Origin of the sequence: Nostoc sp. PA-18-2419 (assembly GCF_005869855.1) — a bacterium.
Taxonomy (GTDB): domain Bacteria; phylum Cyanobacteriota; class Cyanobacteriia; order Cyanobacteriales; family Nostocaceae; genus Nostoc.
This window is the reverse complement of sequence record NZ_SZNH01000046.1, coordinates 1-14,997: the sequence shown is the minus strand read 5'-3', so window position 1 is coordinate 14,997 and position 14,997 is coordinate 1. Positions and strand designations below refer to the sequence as shown.

At 43.6% G+C, this 14,997-nt stretch carries 13 protein-coding genes and 1 rRNA gene; 9 read left to right on the top strand and 5 right to left on the bottom strand.

What is annotated here, in order from left to right:
• Positions 1-267: 267 nt before the first annotated feature.
• Entirely contained in the window at positions 268-2,184 is a 1,917-nt protein-coding gene (gene shc / locus FCR06_RS28455; protein ID WP_138505780.1) for a squalene--hopene cyclase, read from the bottom strand.
• A gap of 123 nt (positions 2,185-2,307) precedes the next feature.
• On the opposite strand from shc, the gene FCR06_RS33130 reads away from it, so the two are divergent.
• Entirely contained in the window at positions 2,308-2,484 is a 177-nt protein-coding gene (locus tag FCR06_RS33130; protein ID WP_189523616.1) for a hypothetical protein, read from the top strand.
• A 294-nt stretch (positions 2,485-2,778) separates the two neighbouring features.
• Here FCR06_RS33130 and FCR06_RS28445 read toward each other — a convergent pair whose 3' ends face one another.
• Positions 2,779-3,147, bottom strand: coding sequence for an ArsR/SmtB family transcription factor (locus FCR06_RS28445; protein WP_138505778.1), 369 nt, complete (start codon positions 3,145-3,147; stop codon positions 2,779-2,781).
• An 81-nt stretch (positions 3,148-3,228) separates the two neighbouring features.
• On the opposite strand from FCR06_RS28445, the gene trxA reads away from it, so the two are divergent.
• The 7 genes from trxA to FCR06_RS28410 all read left to right on the top strand — a co-directional run bounded on the left by trxA (position 3,229) and on the right by FCR06_RS28410 (position 9,632).
• Positions 3,229-3,552, top strand: a complete 324-nt coding sequence (gene trxA / locus FCR06_RS28440) for a thioredoxin (protein ID WP_138505776.1) — start codon at positions 3,229-3,231, stop codon at positions 3,550-3,552.
• Positions 3,553-3,714: 162 nt separating this feature from the next.
• On the top strand, positions 3,715-4,509 hold the full coding sequence (locus FCR06_RS28435) for an SDR family NAD(P)-dependent oxidoreductase (protein ID WP_138505774.1): 795 nt from the start codon (positions 3,715-3,717) through the stop codon (positions 4,507-4,509).
• A gap of 218 nt (positions 4,510-4,727) precedes the next feature.
• Complete coding sequence (locus FCR06_RS28430; protein WP_138505823.1) at positions 4,728-5,840, top strand: alkene reductase; 1,113 nt, start codon at positions 4,728-4,730, stop codon at positions 5,838-5,840.
• Positions 5,841-5,958: 118 nt separating this feature from the next.
• A complete protein-coding gene (locus tag FCR06_RS28425) occupies positions 5,959-6,390 on the top strand; it encodes a YybH family protein (protein ID WP_138505772.1) in 432 nt (143 codons plus the stop codon).
• Between the two features lie 188 nt (positions 6,391-6,578).
• On the top strand, positions 6,579-7,244 hold the full coding sequence (locus tag FCR06_RS28420) for a nitroreductase family protein (protein ID WP_138505770.1): 666 nt from the start codon (positions 6,579-6,581) through the stop codon (positions 7,242-7,244).
• A gap of 270 nt (positions 7,245-7,514) precedes the next feature.
• Entirely contained in the window at positions 7,515-8,813 is a 1,299-nt protein-coding gene (locus FCR06_RS28415) for an MFS transporter (protein WP_138505768.1), read from the top strand.
• A 129-nt stretch (positions 8,814-8,942) separates the two neighbouring features.
• Positions 8,943-9,632, top strand: a complete 690-nt coding sequence (locus FCR06_RS28410) for an SDR family NAD(P)-dependent oxidoreductase (RefSeq protein WP_138505766.1) — start codon at positions 8,943-8,945, stop codon at positions 9,630-9,632.
• A 54-nt stretch (positions 9,633-9,686) separates the two neighbouring features.
• On the opposite strand, the gene FCR06_RS28405 is transcribed toward FCR06_RS28410, so the two are convergent.
• The 3 genes from FCR06_RS28405 to nadC form a co-directional block, all read right to left on the bottom strand.
• The gene (locus tag FCR06_RS28405) at positions 9,687-11,483 is read right to left on the bottom strand and encodes an ABC transporter ATP-binding protein (RefSeq protein ID WP_138505764.1); all 1,797 of its coding nucleotides are present in this window, start codon (positions 11,481-11,483) and stop codon (positions 9,687-9,689) included.
• The gene (locus FCR06_RS28400) at positions 11,480-13,222 is read right to left on the bottom strand and encodes an ABC transporter ATP-binding protein (protein WP_189523615.1); all 1,743 of its coding nucleotides are present in this window, start codon (positions 13,220-13,222) and stop codon (positions 11,480-11,482) included. The genes FCR06_RS28405 and FCR06_RS28400 overlap by 4 nt, the downstream gene beginning before the upstream one ends.
• 538 nt (positions 13,223-13,760) lie before the next feature.
• Positions 13,761-14,624: a carboxylating nicotinate-nucleotide diphosphorylase gene (gene nadC, locus FCR06_RS28395; protein WP_138505760.1), complete on the bottom strand. Its 864-nt coding sequence runs from the start codon at positions 14,622-14,624 to the stop codon at positions 13,761-13,763.
• A 305-nt stretch (positions 14,625-14,929) separates the two neighbouring features.
• On the opposite strand from nadC, the gene FCR06_RS28390 reads away from it, so the two are divergent.
• A 16S ribosomal RNA gene (locus FCR06_RS28390) occupies positions 14,930-14,997 on the top strand; the annotation flags it as partial.

Genomic DNA, 14,997 nt, shown 5'->3' with positions numbered 1-14,997 from the left:
AAAAATATGATACAATAATCAATATCTTAATGAATACATTACTAGTAGAACTTTCCGCAAATTAAGTGGAAGACTTATTATCAAAGCTGACCTGATTACGCACAGAGATTTTAATCATAAGTGATTACTACTGGAGGTCAGAGAAGGAGAAATGACAAACCTAAAAATTAAAGATTAGGAATTGACAATAGAAGTATTTTTTAGTACCAAATACTCAATAATTAATAGGTTGTTGACTGATGACTGTTAACAGTCATCAGTCAACAATTAATCTTTTCCAATTACTGCTTGATAACGACCTAGCGCAATTAAAGGAAAATATTGTTGATACATGTGATATTTGAGATAAAAATGGCAAGGGAAACCAGTACCTGTAAAGTCTGCTTCAAACCAAGTACCATCTGGCTGTTGAGTTGCCACAAGGTAGCCAATCCCCCGTTCAATAGCCTCAAACGCTAATTTACCAGTTGCTTCACCTGCTGCCAACAAACCAATTAAAGCCCAAGCAGTTTGAGATGCAGTACTATTTCCTTTTCCTTTAAGGCTGGGATCGTTGTAGCTGCGACAAGTTTCGCCCCAACCACCATCTGGATTTTGACATCCCAATAACCAAGCTGCTCCCCGTTCTATACTAAATTTATGCTTTTGGGGTTCAATCAACGCTAAAGCTGACAAAACGCCACTAGTACCATAAATATAATTTACACCCCAACGACCAAACCAACAGCCTTCAGTTTCTTGTTCGCTCAGAAGATAACTAAACGCCCGCTCTAAATTGTGGGTATTAATTGACAAATTACAAGAGCCTAGCATTTCTATTACCCTGGCGGTAACATCTGCGGTGTTAGGGTCAATCATTGCTTTTAAATCTCCATAGGGAATGGAGTTAAGCCAATCTTGGTCATTGTCCAAATCAAAAGCAGCCCAGCCGCCTGGTTTACATTGCATAGATGCAATCCATTTTAAGGCACGGGCGATCGCAGCCTGCTTGTTTTTTTCATTAGGGAGTTTCGCTACATGCAGTGCCATCACCACCACAGCCGAGTCATCAACATCGGGATAAAAGCGATTTTCAAACTCAAACGCCCAAGCCCCTGGTTTTCCTTGGCGATTTTTGACAGCCCAATCTCCGTAGTCCAAAATTTGCTTTTGCAGCAACCATTCGCCAGCTCGAACTATAGCCGGATGATCTGGTGGAAAACCAGAATCTATTAAGGCACGCATCACCCAAGCTGTATCCCAGATGGGTGAAATACAAGGCTGTATTCGGTAGCAGTCCTCAGTTTCAATCGCAAAGTTATCAATTGCTTGCAACCCTCGTTCTACAACCGGGTCGCTTTGCTCATAATCCAGACTTCGCAAAGCCAGCATAGAATTCAGCATTGCTGGAATAATACCGCCCCAGTCACCTGTAGCTTCTTGCCGTTCTACAATCCACTTTTCAGCAGCTTTGATGCCTTCTTGGCGGAAGGGAACTAAATTCAAGCGTTCTGCCAACTTGAAACCATCATCAAGGGTGAGGAATAAATCTGTCCAATCGTTATTTTTGGCTAATTCCCATTGGACTTGCTCCACACCTTGAACATATAGTTCATCTAGGTTGATAATTGGGTTAGTGAGAAAAATTGGTTTGCGATCGCATACAATCAATAACGGTACAGTACTGGAACGCGCCCAACTAGACATCTCGTAAATATTCACCGGGAAAGCTTTGGGCAACAGCATTATCCAAGGTGGTAACGAGGGAATACCGCGCCAGTTGTAACAGCCAATCAAGGCTAAGTGTAACTTAGTAAAAATCCGAGTTTTGCTGATACCACCTCGTTGGAGAATAAATTTTCGCGCCCGAATCATTGCCAGATCGGTTGTTGGTACACCCAGCAGTCTCAGCGCCATGTAAGCTTCAACTGAAGTGCTAAGTTCTCCCCCATCACCGTAGAAAAGCTCCCAGCCGCCATGCTCCCGTTGCTCTTGACGCAGGTAAGCTACTACTTTGTGCAAAGGTCTTTTTTGATCTGTTGACCAAATCTTATGCAAAAGCACAACTTCAGCAGTGATGCTGACATTCGATTCCAACTCTGCCCACCAGTAACCTGCTGGATTTTGAATTGAAAGTAGATATTCTTGGCTGGCTGCGATCGCTTGTGCGACTTGCTTGACTTTTACTCTGTCTTGTGTTTGCATTAAAAACCGTTCAACCTCAACACTCAACACTAGTTATTAACACGGCGCCACAGCAAAAAAAATTTTGTCGTCTATCAATAGACATAGTATTGTGTCTGAAATACTGAGAATTTGCAATAGGTCATGGGTGTAATTGTATTAGGATTGATACTTTTATCCTTAACAATTTGGTTAGGATTACGCCGCTACGAGCGTGGTTGGCAATACCGTAACCTATTCAATAATCTTGAGGGTGAGGAACTGAATTTTTTCACCGAACTCCCCAGACAGTATAAATCCTGGTTGCAAGTTTGTGTATGACCTTGAGGTTAGAACACCACAGCAAAATTCTCACAGTTCTTAAATGTTTAGATTGTGACATCCTTACGAAGGGTTCTGCTTACTTCGGTGATGGAACCCTTCTAGCAATGATTTTGAAGAATATCGCTGAAGTAAGGACGTTAATTTTATTGCTTCTGTTGGTACACAAGGCTATAAATACTTACGCACAGTGGTATTTGAGGGTGGGCATGAAGCATTATTTCGTGATTTAAGTAAAATTCAAGTTGGACGTAATATAACTGACCAATAGCAATTGATCTTGACCTCTTACCATCACCAACCTTGTGCCCTACCTCTGGTTGAGGCTGTTTGTTTACTACCAGTGGAATCGACAGACAATGGTTGAGCTGCTTTCAATACCGCATCTAGTAAACCTGGAAACAGCATCTCTAAATCTTCACGCCGCAGTATATTAATGTGCTGTGTTCCTTCTTTACGTGTAAATACTATCCCCGATTCACGTAAAATTTTAAAATGATTAGACATAGTAGACTTAGCGATCGCAAAATCAAATTTGGCACAGCATTGTTCTCCCTCACTAGCCAACAGCCGCACAATCTCTAACCGCACTGGGTCACCCAATGCATACAATACTGCCGGTAAAGAAATATTTTTTCTATCTGGATGATAAAGGAATCTCATACTTGCATTATCTCATCAAGTGGCATATATTTTTATTGTTCGATATTATCGAATAATAGAATTAAATCAGGAGGGCAATTTATGTCATCCATTACAAATGTCACAGAAGCCACATTCAAACAAGAAGTCTTAGAAAGTGGAATTCCAGTCTTAGTGGACTTTTGGGCACCGTGGTGCGGCCCTTGTCGGATGGTAGCTCCGGTTGTAGACGAAGTTGCTGCTGAATATGAAGGACAGGTAAAAGTAGTGAAGCTGAACACAGATCAAAATCCTACTGTCGCCAGTCATTACGGAATTCGCAGTATTCCAACGTTAATGGTTTTTAAACAAGGTCGGCAAGTAGATACTGTCGTGGGGGCAGTCCCAAAGACCACATTAAATAAGACCTTAGCACAGCATCTGTAATCTGGGATTGGGGACTAGGGACTAGGGAGATGGGGGAGTGTGGGGAGTGTGGGGAGATGAGAAGATGGGGAGAATGACTAGTACCCAGTACCCATTACCCCTTCAGGGGGTCTACCTTCCCCAATACCCAGTCCCAGAGCAAATTAACGGGGAAAGAAAGAAATGGACTTAAAATTGCATGGTAAATCCGCACTGGTAACTGGCTCAACGGCAGGCATTGGTTTTGCCATAGCTGTTGGGTTAGCTCAAGAGGGTGCATCAGTGATTGTCAACGGTCGATCTGAAGAAAGAGTAGCACAGGCGATCGCCAAAATTCAGCAAAGTATACCCGAAGCAAAAGTTTCTGGTGTTGTTGCTGACGCAGGTACAAAAGCAGGAGTAGAACAACTTTTTCAAGAAGTTCCTGACGTTGATATCCTAATTAACAATCTGGGTATTTATGAGCCAAAAAGCTTCTTTGAGATTACTGATGAAGACTGGTTAAAAATACTTGAAGTTAACGTACTCAGCGGAGTCCGTTTGAGTCGGCAATATCTGCAAAAGCAGCTAGAGCAAAACTGGGGACGGATAATTTTTATCTCCAGTGAATCTGCTATTCAGATTCCAGTGGAAATGATTCATTACGGCACAACTAAGACGGCACAACTTGCTATTGCCCGGGGTCTAGCAGAAATGACTGTTGGTAGTGGAGTCACAGTAAACTCAGTCCTACCAGGGCCAACTCGTTCAGAAGGAGTTGAAGATTTTATCAACAACCTGGCGCAGGAACGCGGTATTACTCGCGCTGACGTTGAGGCGGAATTTTTTCAAAATGTGCGTCCAAGTTCCTTAATCAAACGCTTTGCAACTAATGAAGAAGTAGCAGCGATCGTAGTGTATCTTTCTAGTCCCGTAGCATCAGCAACTAATGGTGCGGCTTTGCGGGTAGATGGTGGCGTTATTCGGTCGATTGTTTAGTGTGTGGGATTAGGGACTGGGAATTAGGGAATGAATTTTTCTTATTAGTAAGCTGTTCCACATTTAACTTGCATCATTTGAGCGGGCAAGATGCCCACTCCACAAAAATTATATAAATTTAAACATGCAAACTAGATGTGGTTTAGCTTATCCAACACCTTATTCTCAATGCCCAATGCGTAATGACTAATGACAAAAATAATTTGGAGACACAACCAATGAGTACTGATATCAACTTATTCTCTCCTTATCAATTAGGGAATCTGGAACTACCGAACCGGATAGTAATGGCACCTTTAACTCGAAACAGGGCAGGTGAGGGAAACGTGCCACACCAACTAAATGCTACCTACTACGTCCAACGTGCTTCTGCCGGACTGATTATTGCTGAAGCAACACAGGTAACTCCTGAAGGACAGGGCTATCCTGCTACACCAGGAATTCATTCACCAGAACAGGTGGAAGGATGGAAGTTAGTAACCGATGCCGTACATCAGCAGGGAGGGAGAATTTTTCTGCAACTATGGCACGTAGGCAGGATTTCTCACCCTGATTTACAACCGAATAAAGCTTTACCTGTGGCACCTTCTGCTATTGCTCCTAAAGGTGAGGCTTCAACTTATCAGGGGCCAAAACCCTTTGTTACTCCCCGTGCTTTAGAAACTTCGGAAATACCACAAATAGTCGAACAGTACCGTCAGGGAGCAGCAAATGCCCTAGCGGCTGGGTTTGATGGGGTGGAAATTCACGCAGCTAATGGTTATTTAATAGATCAGTTTCTCCGGGATGGGGCGAATCAACGCACAGATAAATATGGAGGTGACATTGAAAATCGTGCCCGATTCCTGTTGGAAGTGACAGAGGCGGTAACTAGTGTGTGGGATTCTAACCGAGTAGGGGTACGTTTTTCTCCGAGTGGGACTTTTAACGATATGCATGACTCCAATCCCTTGGAGACATTCGGTTATGCGGCTCAAGCGTTGAACCAGTTTAATTTGGCATATCTGCATATTTTTGAGGCAATAGAGGCAGACATTAGACATGGCGGAATAATAGTACCCACTAGTCATATACGCGATCGCTTTACAGGTACACTGATTGTCAATGGTGGTTATACTCGTGAAAAAGGCGATGCTGTACTGGCAAACAAAGCAGCAGATTTGGTTGCCTTTGGCACGTTATTTATATCCAACCCCGATTTACMGCGACGCTTCGCTTTGAATGCACCACTAAATCAAGCAAATCAAGCAAGCTTTTATGGTGGCGATGAAAAGGGATATACAGACTATCCATTTTGGTCAGCTGCTAATGAGCCGGTAGCTAAGGCGTAATTCTTCTCCTGTGAATAATTAAAATCCACTTCCCGCACTCGAAAGTATCAAATTCAACTAAAAAGTTTGAGATTTTTCCCAGATACAACAAAATGGTTGTGTAAATTGGTTGTGAACTATGACAGATACTTTAGAAGAAACGGAAATCAAACAACGGGTTAATGATTGGCTAGCTGCGTTTAGTGCAGGTGACAAACCCTTTGATTTTTCTGTTCTAGATAATCTTTATTGGCAAGATCAACAATTCCTCGCCTTCGATACCCTCTCACCGCAGACCACTCAAATTCAAGGATGGCAATCTTATGAGGAGATATGGAAGCCGTTCATGACAGCAATAGCACAGTGGCAAGTTAAATCAGTTGGAGATATTCAGATATTTACAGGTGATAATATTACCGTCTCTGCTCTGATTTTTGAGAGTACAGCAGCCACTATAGCGAATGAAGCGGTTAAAATTACGGCTCATGCGACGCTTGTATGGCAAAAGCGAGAGGGACAATGGCGGATTATCCACGAGCATATCTCTAACCCGGTTAAGACTGCCAATTAGAGAGGAACATAATTACATTGCCCTGCTGTTTAACGTTTTCAATCACTTTAGATATATAGCAGGAGGCAGGAGGCAGGAGGTAAAACTATTGCTAACTATCTTGTTTCACCCCATCCTTATGTCCTAACCTGTGTGACTACGGCTATAAAATCCAAAACCCTGTCATACTCAATTATCAGGAGAATCTCATGAGTTCCATCACTCAAACCCAACCTTTAGATGTACCCAGTGCGATCGCTCAACGTCGTGCCATCAAAACTTTTAAAACAGACCCCATCACCCCAGAACTGCTCAAGCAACTAGTAGAGTTAACCGTGGCTGCACCTAGCAGCTATAATCTCCAGGACTGGCAAATTATTCTTGTCCAAGATGAAGCGCAAAAGGCAGCACTCTCAGCAGCGTCTTTTAATCAACAGCAAATTGTCCAAGCACCTGTAACCTTTGTCTTTGCCGCCGATCCTAACGCAGGCGAACAAAACTTGGCCTCAATTCTAGAGCAGGGACTGGAAACTGGAGCATGGAATGAAGGTACAATAAACTACTTTAAAACCGCCATCCCCCAATTTCAATCAACCCTGGGCGACAAGCGACGCGAATATGCGATTAAAGATGCCATCATTGCCGCTACCCATTTGGTGTTAGCGGCAGAAAGTCTAGGATTATCCACTTGTTTTATGAACGGTTGGACTGAAGATCAGGTAAAACAAGTCATTGGTGCTGGGGATAATCCAGATTTAGCGATCGCTGTTTTAGTTCCTGTTGGCTATGCAGCAGAACCACGCTTAAATCCAGGTCGTTTGCCATTCTCCTCCAATGTCTCTGTAGACAGAATCGGTAATCCTTATGCAGGGTAGTTCTTTCTAAATTAGGAATGGGGTATTGGGCATTGGGAATAGGGAATGAGTATCTGAACTCCATTAATGAGTATTTAATATTCGTGAATGAGTATTTGAACTCCTTTAATGAGTCTTTAATACTCGCAAATGAGTATTTGAACTCCTTTAATGAGTCTTTAATACTCGCCAACGAGTCTTCGATACTCGTGAATGAGTCTTTAATCTCCACTCGTCTGCCCCTGCCCCCTGCCCCCTGCCCCCCTGCTTCCCCACTCTCCCCTCCAAACCATGTCCTTACCATCCTTCCTAGCACGTCGTTCGCTTCACTATGGCTGGCTCGTCGCGGGTTTAACATTCCTAGCCTTGCTGGTGGCGGCTGGAATTCGCTCTGCTCCGGGAGTTTTTATAGTGCCTCTCGAACACGAGTTTGGCTGGAGTAGAGCGACTATATCTTTGGCAATCTCCATTAACTTAATACTCTACGGATTAATTGGCCCTTTTGCTGCCACACTTATGGAGCGGATCGGCATTCGCCGGATGATGGTATTCTCACTTGCTATCATTGCGCTTGGTGTCGGTTTAACTACTTTGATGTCAGCGTCTTGGCAGCTAGTCTTGCTGTGGGGTGTAGTTGTCGGTAGTGGTAGCGGGGTTATTGCCCTAGTTTTAGGTGCTATTGTCGTCAATCGTTGGTTTTTGTCAAAGCGGGGTTTAGTTCTCGGTATCCTGACAGCTAGTACAGCCACGGGGCAATTAGTGTTTCTGCCGATGCTGGCTTCAATAGCTGATCGCTTTGGATGGCGAACTGCGGCTCTGGCTCTGACTGGTGCAGCACTTTTAATTATTCCAGCGATCGCAGCCTTTATGCGCGATCGTCCGGGGGATATCGGTTTGCGAGCCTTTGGCGACAACAGCGAAACTGTGGAAGTGTTACAACCTAGAGCAAATTCCATCGCTTCCACCCTTAATGCTCTCTGGCTGGGAATACGTAATCGAGATTTCTGGCTATTATTTGGTAGCTTTTTTATCTGTGGTGCTAGCACAAATGGGTTAATTGGGACTCATCTGATTCCTGCTTGTATTGACCACGGTATCCCTGAAGTCAAGGCTGCTGGTCTTTTGGCAATCATGGGACTGTTCGATTTTTTTGGAACTACTATGTCCGGTTGGCTATCTGATCGCTGGAACAATCGCTACTTATTGTTTTGGTACTACGGATTGCGGGGTTTGTCTTTGATTTTCTTGCCCTTCAGTTTCAACTTTTCCTTCTATGGACTTTCTATTTTCGCCGTCTTTTATGGACTTGATTGGATTGCCACTGTACCGCCTACAGTCCGTCTTGTTGCCAATGTCTTTGGTAAAGAAAATGTCGGCGTGATGTTCGGCTGGATTGTAGCAGGACATCAAATCGGTGCAGCCACAGCAGCATTAGGAGCTGGGGTGTTAAGAACTTGGACGGGTAGTTATTTGCAAGCGTTCATTTTATCAGGGGTTTTATGCCTGATTGCCGCAGTTTGTGTACTGCGGATTGGTGAAAGTCCAACTAGGGGCAATTTAGAGGTATCTTCAGCTAGAATCAATTCTTAATATTTAATCCTATGAATGTTTTAGTTGTTTATCTACATCTAAATCCCAATAATTGTAATCACGCCACCCTTGACTTGGTTGTAACTGGACTCAAGGAAGTAAGTCATACTCAATAGGAAAATTGAAATTATGGTAACAACAGCATTGATAGTGGGAGCCGGCAGTGGACTAAGTGCTTCTTTAGCCCGCTTATTTGCCAAAGAGGGAATAAGTGTCGCTTTAGCTGCTCGCCAAATTGAGAAACTCACTCAGCTGAGTGGTGAAATTGGGGCAGTTAGTTTCGCTGCTGATGCCTCCAAGCCAGATGAGGTGGAACAATTATTTATTGATGTTGAAAATCAGCTAGGTTCTCCAAATATCGTGATTTATAACCCTAGTTTCCGCGTGCGCGGCCCTTTAGTTGAGCTAGATCCAAATGGAGTGGCAAAAACTCTAGAAGTGACTGCCTACGGTGGCTTTCTGGTTGCCCAAGCTGCTGCCAAACGGATGTTGCAGCAGGGGAGTGGTGCAATCTTTTTTACTGGAGCCTCAGCGAGTATTAAGGGTTTTCCTCACTCTGCTCCCTTTGCAATGGGTAAATTTGCACTGCGCGGTTTAGCTCAGAGTATCGCTAGGGAACTAGCACCAAAAAATATCCATGTGGCGCATTTCATAATTGATGGGGGAATCCGTTCAGCAGCTTACCAAGATCCAGCAGATAAACCAGATAGCACTCTTGACCCAGATGCGATCGCCCAAACTTATCTTAATATTCTCCGCCAACCCCGCAGTGCTTGGACATGGGAAGTGGAACTACGTCCGTGGGTAGAGAACTTCTAGTCAAGACAATCATTTGTTATTGATTATTCTCCTGTACCCTCACCCTGACTCTGATCACCCAGTTCCTTTTACCATGTCTGCTGCCCCCAGTTGGAGGGCGTAAAGATTTGCATAGACACCCTGCTGACGGATGAGTTCTGCGTGAGTACCCTGCTCTACAATTTGTCCCTGTTGCATTACTAACACGCAGTCTGCTTGGGTAACTGTACTGAGGCGGTGGGCAATCACGAAACTAGTACGATCTTCGAGTAAGCGGGCGATCGCAGTTTGTACTAGAGCTTCTGTGCGGGTATCAATGCTGCTGGTTGCTTCATCAAGTATGAGAATTCGGGGATTAATTAATACCGCACGGGCAATGCTGATTAGCTGTCGCTGTCCCTGACTCAAAGGAGCGCCTTTTTCACCCAATCGAGTTGTATAGCCCTGTGGTAATGAGGTGATAAATTCATGGACATTCGCCATCTGTGCAGCTGCTTCGATATCAGCTTGGCTAGCATAGGGAGAGCCAAAGGCAATGTTTTCCGCAACGGTGCCGCTGAACAGAATATTGTCTTGCAGCACGATGCCAATCTGACGCCGTAAACTTGCTTGAGTAACACTACGCACATCAATGTCATCAATTTTCACTGCACCACTCGATACATCGTAAAAGCGCAAAATCAAATTAATAATTGTACTTTTTCCCGAACCAGTTGACCCTACTAACGCAACCATCTGCCCTGGTTGGCTATGCAAATTTATCCCTTTGAGAACCAGTTGGTCTGGATTATAGCCAAACTTGACATTCTCAAATCTTACTTCACCTTGAATCGGTGGCATTTCGGTAGCATCAGGCGCATCATTGAGTTGTGACGGTTCATCGAGCAGCAGAAAGATTCGCTCTAATCCAGCAAATGCAGATTGAGCTTGGGTATAAAACTGGCTGAGAATTTGGATAGGGCGAAAGAACTGCTGTACATAAAGTAAAAAGGATGTTATCACACCCACCGTTGCGCTTCCTGTCACTGCCAGATAACCACCATAAGCCAATACACCTGCGGTTGCTAAAGTATTGAGAAAATCGATGGACGGCAAAAAGGCTGAAGTAATAGCTACAGCTTGGACATTAGCGTTGCGATTAGCGGCGTTGAGAATCTCGAATTCTGAAATGTTCAGGTGTACGCGATTAAATGCCTGTGCTTCGCGCACACTGCCAATATCTTCTTCCAACTTGGCGGAAAGTTCGCCAATAGTTTGTCGTGTAACACGAAATCTGCTTCTTGCCCAGCGTGCAAATAAGCCTGTGGTAAAAATCATCACTGGCACAACCAAGTTACTCAATAAGCCGAGTTGCAGATTAATTGAGAGCATGGCAATCACAATCCCAACTAAACTGAAAGTGTTACCCAGCATTTGAGCGATCGTCAATCCAAATGCCTGATTCACAGTGTTGACATCATTTAACAAGCGGCTCATTAAATCGCCTGCTTCGCTGCGGTCAAAAAAGCTCAAGGGTAAACTTTGGATTTTAATAAAAATATCTTGCCTTAGTTGAGCCAGCAATCGCTGCATAATCCAACCGACTCGGATAATTTGACCCCGGATTGCCAAGGTACTAACTCCGTAATTCAGTGCTAGTAGCCCTAATAACAACAGTAGTTCTTGCAAATTTCCTTTAGCAATTAGGTTATCAATTGACCAGCCGATAAAGAATGGCCCAACTGCCTGGGTAATGGCACCAATCAATACCAGTGTGATGGCAATGGGAATTTCTTTGCGATAAGGTTTTAGATATTGCAAAAAGCGCCCTAAGGTCGAGACTTGCCGAGTAGTTTGTTCTTGGGATACAGCAACCGCAGCTGTGGTTCTCATTTGTTCTCCTTTTGCTTTACCTGAGATTCCAAAATTACGCCGTAAAGCGGGCTGGTTTGCATCAATTCTTCGTGAGTACCTTGTGCTACCAATCGTCCTTTGTCAATCAGAAAAATGCGATCAGCATTTTTGATGGTGCTAATACGTTGAGCCACCACAAACGTTGTACATGCTTTTTGGCGCATCAAACCATCTAACTCGGCTTGAATTTGGGCAGCAGTTTTGGCATCCACAGCAGAGGTACTATCATCCAAAATCAAAATGCTGTAATCAGTGAGTAAGGTACGGGCGATCGCAATTCGTTGTTTTTGTCCCCCAGACAAGCCCACACCACGTTCACCAACAATCGTCTCGTAGCCATTGGGTAGACTGATGATGAAATCGTGTATTTGTGCGGTTTTTGCCACCCGAATTACTTCTTCTAAGCTTGCATTAGGTTTCGCATAGGCAATATTTTCGCGAATTGTCCCAGAGAAAAGTGTAGTTTCCTGAAACACAATACCGATCCGAGATCGAAGGCTTTTGAGGCTAAAATCTCGTACATCCCGCCCGTCAATGCGAATTGCTCCCCGTGTAACATCATAAAAGCGGGCAATCAAGTTCATAATTGTGCTTTTTCCGGAACCAGTCATGCCTAGAACAGCGATTAGTTCATTGGGCTTGGTTTCAAAGGAAACTTCTTTAAGAGCTTCAGTAGCCGCTCCCGGATAGCGAAAGGAAACATTTTCAAAGGTGATTCTACCACCGCAGGTGTGAAAAGGGATGGCATTAGGGCGATCGCGAATTTCTATCTCTGCATCCACAACTTCATAAACCCGTTCTGCTGAAGCAGCTGATTGAGCGATCGCAGGTGCAGCAAATCCAATTAATACAATTGGTTGGAGAATCAACGCTAGGTAGGAGTTAAACGCTACCAGTTCACCAATGGAGAATCTACCTCCAACCACCTCTACTCCCCCATATCCGAAAACTGCCAATGTTACTAAATTACTTAATAAAAAGATAAACGGGAATGTATCACGAATACCGCTAATGGTCTTCATATTTGCCTTGATTAGGGCATCATTGAGAGTTGTGTAACGCGACCTTTCGGTAGACTCCCGCACAAACGCTTTCACCACCCGTATTCCGATTAAGTTTTCTTGTAATACCGCATTCAGGTCGCTTAGTTGCTCTTGTACTTGTCGAAAAAGTTTGTTATTTCGAGTCACAAATCGCGCCATCAACCATCCGGTTATGGGTACTACTGTCAGAGTAATCAGTGCCAATTTCCAGCTCATAGCTAGCAAAATCACTGCAATACTCACCAATGTCACAACTCCACCAATGACCTGAATCAGGCTAGTACTAACAAATGTACGGATTTGCTCAATGTCACTAGTGACGCGGGTTAACAGTTGAGAAGTCTGTGCTTGGTCGTGATAGCTGAAACTGAGATTTTGAATTTTACTAAAAATTTTGTTTCGTAGATCGTAAGCCACACCTTGAGACGCCGCTTCTGCTAAATAGCTTTGTCCAAAATTGAATAAACCACGAGCGATAGCCGTAACGACCATCCAGCCGGCGCTAATTAAGACAATTTCTAAGTTTTTTTTGCTAATCCCTTGATCGATTCCCCATCGAAATAGTTGCGGGGTAACAGCGTTTGCGATCGTCAACAGCAATAAGCTTACCAAAGCTCCCAGCGAAGTCCATCGGTAAGTACTCAAACTACCCAGTACGCGCTGGATTGATTGCATTGACGAAGTTTCCTGGATTTCTGGTTGCTGAACCAATGGAGTTCACCCTGTGTTTTGGGAAAATTATCTCCTACTTTGATTCCAAAAAACCACTTACTTAAGTTGAGGATAAAGAATATGTGATAAATTTGTAACTTTACCAGTTACTAAACTTTGCCATTTTTTCGACTTCAAACTAAATTCCTCACAATTGCTCTGGATTAATTCCCCACTCTTTATTTTTAATCTAGACAATTAATTCAAACTGCTTAGTATTGTCAGCCATTGACTATCCGTCGCTGTCACGGTAGATAATGCTTTTTGGGGTGGAAGATGGTAGTTGTGTAACCATTGCGATAATTCTCAAATGATTGTTAGAGGATGAATGAGTGATCGCTTTTCCCTACTGTTCTTATTTCACATCGTAGTCTAATTAAATCCACTATTTGGTCACTGTAATCTGGCTATATCTGTTTTGATTTTTGAAAAAACTCTGTACATCTCCAAAAAGATGATTCCCTACTCCTTGCTGAGAGCAAATAAGCTCAACGAATGATGACTAGACAATCCTCATACTCAAATCTAACCACTTTGACTGAGTAATCGGCGAACTGCTAGAAATATAATCCACACCCGTCTCTGCAATACCTCGAATCGTCTCCAAAGTCACATTTCCCGAAGCCTCAATTTTTACCCGGCTATCCTGCTGACGAATTAATTCCACCGCCTTATGCATCATATCCAAAGGCATATTGTCCAACATAATAATGTCGGCTTGATGCTCCAAAGCTTCTTTCACCTGTTCTAAACTTTCTGTTTCTACTTCTATTGTCAAAGGATATGGAATTTGAAAACGAATACGTCTAATAGCTTCCTTAATTCCCCCAGCCGCAGCAATGTGATTATCCTTAATCATCACCGCATCATCCAATCCCATGCGATGATTAATCGCCCCACCTACAGCAGTCGCATACTTTTCCAAAAGTCTCAGTCCTGGTGTAGTTTTACGCGTATCCACCAGCCGAACAGGTAAATCAACAATTTTGTGTACATATATATTAGTCAGCGTAGCAATACCACTCAACCGCATAGCCAAATTCAGTGCTACCCGTTCCCCCATCAGCAATGCATCCAACGAACCATCAATTTCAGCTACTACCTGTCCCGGCTCACATCTTGCACCTTCAGGCGTTACAGCTATAAAACTCACATTTTCATTTAGAATCTCAAATACCCTAGCGGCAACTGGTAAGCCAGCAATTATTCCTGGAGCCTTAGCTATCCACTTCGCTGTTCCTGCTTTGGCATTTTCTATAAGAAGCGTGTTTGTGGTGCGATCGCCCCGCCCAATATCCTCCAATAACCAACCACGCAACAGCGGATCTAAAACTATCCAGGGCGGTAAAACACCAAGATTCCTCACAACTTTATTCCTTGCTTAGAGGCTTCCAGGAATACTATAACTTAAAACACTTGCTATGTAAGGCTTACAGCCCCAGAAAAAAAGGTCAAAAAAAGTTTGTCAAAGTGGTTGACACTTTTAGAGAGGTTAGTTATATTGAATAAGTGCCTGAGAGCGAAGCGAAAGAGCGACGCCCAAGGGACACCGAACCATGAAAATATTATAGTTTGAAAGCCATTATACAACAAGTGGTCAGCGTCAAGAAAATAAGATAACCAAGCTGAGGTTAAAAAAGCGCAGCTAAAAGAGCTAAAAGCAAACGATTCAAAACGGAGAGTTTGATCCTGGCTCAGGATGAACGCTGGCGGTATGCTTAACACATGCAAGTCGAACG

Coding starts and splice junctions, on each gene's coding strand:
- FCR06_RS28410 (WP_138505766.1), top strand. CDS start 8,943: ATGGTAACAACAGCATTGATAGTGGGAGCCGGCAGTGGACTAAGTGCT.
- FCR06_RS28405 (WP_138505764.1), bottom strand. CDS start 11,483: ATGAGAACCACAGCTGCGGTTGCTGTATCCCAAGAACAAACTACTCGG.
- FCR06_RS33130 (WP_189523616.1), top strand. CDS start 2,308: ATGGGTGTAATTGTATTAGGATTGATACTTTTATCCTTAACAATTTGG.
- shc (WP_138505780.1), bottom strand. CDS start 2,184: ATGCAAACACAAGACAGAGTAAAAGTCAAGCAAGTCGCACAAGCGATC.
- FCR06_RS28415 (WP_138505768.1), top strand. CDS start 7,515: ATGTCCTTACCATCCTTCCTAGCACGTCGTTCGCTTCACTATGGCTGG.
- FCR06_RS28445 (WP_138505778.1), bottom strand. CDS start 3,147: ATGAGATTCCTTTATCATCCAGATAGAAAAAATATTTCTTTACCGGCA.
- FCR06_RS28400 (WP_189523615.1), bottom strand. CDS start 13,222: ATGCAATCAATCCAGCGCGTACTGGGTAGTTTGAGTACTTACCGATGG.
- FCR06_RS28420 (WP_138505770.1), top strand. CDS start 6,579: ATGAGTTCCATCACTCAAACCCAACCTTTAGATGTACCCAGTGCGATC.
- trxA (WP_138505776.1), top strand. CDS start 3,229: ATGTCATCCATTACAAATGTCACAGAAGCCACATTCAAACAAGAAGTC.
- FCR06_RS28425 (WP_138505772.1), top strand. CDS start 5,959: ATGACAGATACTTTAGAAGAAACGGAAATCAAACAACGGGTTAATGAT.
- FCR06_RS28435 (WP_138505774.1), top strand. CDS start 3,715: ATGGACTTAAAATTGCATGGTAAATCCGCACTGGTAACTGGCTCAACG.